Genomic DNA, 3,677 nt, shown 5'->3' with positions numbered 1-3,677 from the left:
AATTCTTTGTTGGGATATCGCCAAGCGGTAAGGCACCAGGTTTTGATCCTGGCATTCCCAGGTTCAAATCCTGGTATCCCAGCCAACTTCTTCTACCAAGGAAAGTTGAATAAAAGAATTACTCTAGCTTAGAGGTTAAATGAGCACATTAGTGATGCGGGAGTGGCGGAATTGGTAGACGCGCTGGATTTAGGTTCCAGTATCTTAGGATGTGAGAGTTCAAGTCTCTCCTTCCGCACCATAATTCTTGATAAGAATTAAAACTATCAATTGTTATTGTTGGGATATCGCCAAGCGGTAAGGCACCAGGTTTTGATCCTGGCATTCCCAGGTTCAAATCCTGGTATCCCAGCCAACAATGGCTAAGTAGCTCAGCTGGTTAGAGCACATCACTCATAATGATGGGGTCACAGGTTCAAATCCCGTCTTAGCCACCATTTCTCTTTTTAGAAGTGGCTCTGCAAGAGTTAAATTGCACTCAATGAAGAGTCTAAAATAGCTACCTGTGTTTTATAACACAAACGATGCGGGAGTGGCGGAATTGGTAGACGCGCTGGATTTAGGTTCCAGTAACTTCGGTTGTGAGAGTTCAAGTCTCTCTTTCCGCACCATGTTCTTGATACGAACTAAAAATATCAATTAATTCTTTGTTGGGATATCGCCAAGCGGTAAGGCACCAGGTTTTGATCCTGGCATTCCCAGGTTCAAATCCTGGTATCCCAGCCAACTTCTTCTACCAAGGAAAGTTGGATAAAAGAATGACTCTTGCTTAGAGTTTAAATGAGCAAATTAGTGATGCGGGAGTGGCGGAATTGGTAGACGCGCTGGATTTAGGTTCCAGTAACTTCGGTTGTGAGAGTTCAAGTCTCTCCTTCCGCACCATGTTCTGATAAGAACTAAAATTATAAAAGAATTCTTTGTTGGGATATCGCCAAGCGGTAAGGCACCAGGTTTTGATCCTGGCATTCCCAGGTTCAAATCCTGGTATCCCAGCCAACTTCTTCTACCAAGGAAAGTTGAATAAAAGAATTACTCTAGCTTAGAGGTTAAATGAGCACATTAGTGATGCGGGAGTGGCGGAATTGGTAGACGCGCTGGATTTAGGTTCCAGTATCTTAGGATGTGAGAGTTCAAGTCTCTCCTTCCGCACCATGTTCTTATTAAGAACTAAAATTAATATCAAATTTATAGTTGGGATATCGCCAAGCGGTAAGGCACCAGGTTTTGATCCTGGCATTCCCAGGTTCAAATCCTGGTATCCCAGCCAATTTGACTTCCTTCTCTAAAACTTCTCAATATTCATTAAATTCAGCTTACTTTTTCTGTACTTAAATATACATTTATAAATTCGTCTATATTTATTGGTTTGCTATATAAATACCCTTGTAAATAATCACAGTTCATACTCAATAGCGCTTGCTCTACTTCTTTGGTTTCTATTCCTTCAGCTACTACATCGCAATTTAATCGGCTCGCCAAAAACAACGTAGATTCTACAATAGCGTAATCAGGCGGATTAATGAGCATGTCTTTGATAAACGATTGATCTATTTTTATCTGGTTTATGGGCAACTCCCTTAATAACGACAGTGACGAAAACCCCGTACCAAAATCATCAACACTAAATTTAAATCCACGCATACTTAACTGCTGCATCATTTTTCTTGCTGCGGGTATGTTTGTCATCATTGCCCCTTCTGTAATTTCAAATATTAGTGAATCACTTAAAGTCGGGTCAGTAGTAAGTAAGCTAATTATAAATTCGTAAAACTCGCTGCTTTCAATATCTTTCGTTGATAAGTTGACATGAATAGTACCGCTAAACCCAAACAGTTTAAGTTTTCTAATATGGTTAACTGCTTCTTGTACAACCCATTTCGATAAAACAAAAATAAGCCCTGTACGCTCAGCTACACTTATAAACTTTTCAGGACTAATAAAGCTACCATCAGCTTGCGGCCATCGGATCAGCGCTTCTAGGCCATGCAATTGAATATCTTTGGAGTTCATTATTGGTTGTAAATAAAGCTCGAACTCACCTTTGTGTAACGCGGCTTTAATTTTGACTGATAAATCAAAAAAGTCCTCAGCTCGTTTACCTATTTCAGATGAGTAATTTACTAAAGGTTGAAATGTCTTTTTTGCTTCATGCAGTGCCAAGTTGGCTTTTTTTAGTAACTGGTCGGGTAATCGGCTATCATCTGGGAAACGGCTTACGCCTATACTTAATTGTATTTTAACCATTTGCTCATGTGTACAAAACGGAGCTTTAACGGCTGAGTTTATAATATTTACACAGTGAGCCATGCTTTCATCAGTATCGGTATTCAGTAAAAACGCAAACTCATCCCCCCCTATTCGATATAACTTAGCAATGCCACATAGTTCTTTGCTTAACTTATTAGCAAAAGCAGCCAGTAGTTGATCACCACATTGATGACCAAACGCATCATTAATTTGTTTAAAATTATTTAAATCAATATAAAATAATGCAAATGAAGAAGGGTAATCGACTTGTTTACTCAAGGATTTAAAAAAGTTATTGCGGTTGGGTAAGGTTGTTAAGTTATCGTGCTCAGTTTGATATTTTTGATACTGCGTTGCTTGCTCTATTTTAAGGATGCTTTTCAAACTCAGTTTGACAACTAAGAAAACAAACCCTGCACCACCAAATAATATTGTGGCAACTGCATTTCTTATTATTGGTGCCGTATCGTAATTTGAAAAGTAATAAAGTATCCACCAATACCCTAAAATAAAACAGACAATAGCGCATAACAGTACACTCCACGCTCTTTGCGATGTTTTTTTACAAACTTTAAAGGTTGTTTTTAAGCTAGCAACTAGCAGTAGCGCACCTAAAATAATTATTACTGAAAAAAAATTATCCACACATAGGCTCTTTAAAATTATTAAATTGCGGTTTAGTGATATAACCCTAGTCAAATTAAAATTTTATTTAATATAACTGGGTCACTATTTGTCCACTTAAAAACAGACATAAAAAAAGGCTCATAAATGAGCCTTTTTAATCTCTACTTTAAATTTAGCCTAAATCACCGCTAATTGCGTATTTTAAAACCCAGTTTTTTATAGGGCCTGTATTATTAGCCATTTTTAAAAACTGGCTACGTGCCCATTTAAGTGGCGCAACTTGGTTAGAAAAGCCAAAGTAACACGCGTCCATCATGCTCATCATTAATAAATTAGCTTTACGGCGAGCTCGCTCGTATTCTTTAAGCGTTATCGGGCACCCTATACCCCCTGCATTGTCTAAAACTTCAGCAAGTGCCACTACATCCTGAAAACCTAAATTAACGCCCTGCCCTGCAAGGGGATTTATTGTATGTGCAGCGTCACCGACTAAAACTAAGCGCCCTTGTGAATAGTTGTTAGCATGTTGGCGAGTAAGCGGAAATATTGCATGAGTTTGTACTTCAAAGTCTCCAGCAAGTTCAGGAAATTTATTAAGTATGTGCATTTTTAGCTCAGCTGGGTTTAGCCCTTTAAATGCTTGCAGTGTATTTGCATCGTCGTACCAAATTAAATTAGCGTATGGTGCCTGCATTGGCAAAAATGCGAGTGGCCCACTTGGCGTAAACTGCTGCCATGTTTTAATTTGTTGCGGCGCATCGAGTTTAATTAATACCCCCATGCAATGCTGCTGATACTGCCAG

2 protein-coding genes and 10 tRNA genes are annotated in these 3,677 nt (G+C 38.8%); 10 read left to right on the top strand and 2 right to left on the bottom strand.

Annotated features, from left to right (window positions below; translation table 11 throughout):
* The first annotated feature begins 10 nt into the window (after positions 1–10).
* The 10 genes from L652_RS0122685 to L652_RS0122640 all read left to right on the top strand — a co-directional run bounded on the left by L652_RS0122685 (position 11) and on the right by L652_RS0122640 (position 1,267).
* A tRNA-Gln gene (locus tag L652_RS0122685) sits at positions 11–85 on the top strand.
* A gap of 71 nt (positions 86–156) precedes the next feature.
* A tRNA-Leu gene (locus tag L652_RS0122680) sits at positions 157–241 on the top strand.
* A gap of 39 nt (positions 242–280) precedes the next feature.
* Positions 281–355 (top strand) — tRNA-Gln (locus L652_RS0122675).
* Positions 356–360: 5 nt separating this feature from the next.
* Positions 361–437, top strand: a tRNA-Met gene (locus L652_RS0122670).
* A gap of 89 nt (positions 438–526) precedes the next feature.
* Positions 527–611: transfer RNA gene (locus tag L652_RS0122665), tRNA-Leu, on the top strand.
* A gap of 40 nt (positions 612–651) precedes the next feature.
* Positions 652–726 (top strand) — tRNA-Gln (locus L652_RS0122660).
* Between the two features lie 71 nt (positions 727–797).
* Positions 798–882 (top strand) — tRNA-Leu (locus tag L652_RS0122655).
* A gap of 39 nt (positions 883–921) precedes the next feature.
* Positions 922–996: transfer RNA gene (locus L652_RS0122650), tRNA-Gln, on the top strand.
* A gap of 71 nt (positions 997–1,067) precedes the next feature.
* Positions 1,068–1,152, top strand: a tRNA-Leu gene (locus tag L652_RS0122645).
* A gap of 40 nt (positions 1,153–1,192) precedes the next feature.
* A tRNA-Gln gene (locus L652_RS0122640) sits at positions 1,193–1,267 on the top strand.
* A 41-nt stretch (positions 1,268–1,308) separates the two neighbouring features.
* Here L652_RS0122640 and L652_RS0122635 read toward each other — a convergent pair.
* Both L652_RS0122635 and L652_RS0122630 read right to left on the bottom strand, forming a co-directional pair.
* Positions 1,309–2,892 (bottom strand): bifunctional diguanylate cyclase/phosphodiesterase, encoded by a 1,584-nt coding sequence (locus tag L652_RS0122635; protein WP_024596963.1) that lies wholly within the window; start codon positions 2,890–2,892, stop codon positions 1,309–1,311.
* A gap of 154 nt (positions 2,893–3,046) precedes the next feature.
* Positions 3,047–3,677, bottom strand: a 631-nt coding sequence (locus L652_RS0122630) for an FAD-dependent monooxygenase (RefSeq protein WP_024603663.1), incomplete at its 5' end; no start/stop codon positions are given.

The organism is Pseudoalteromonas sp. TB25, from assembly GCF_000497995.1.
In the GTDB taxonomy this organism is placed as follows: Bacteria; Pseudomonadota; Gammaproteobacteria; order Enterobacterales; family Alteromonadaceae; genus Pseudoalteromonas; species Pseudoalteromonas distincta.
The sequence above is the reverse complement of the archived record's forward strand: the minus strand, read 5'-3'. Positions and strand labels throughout refer to the sequence as shown.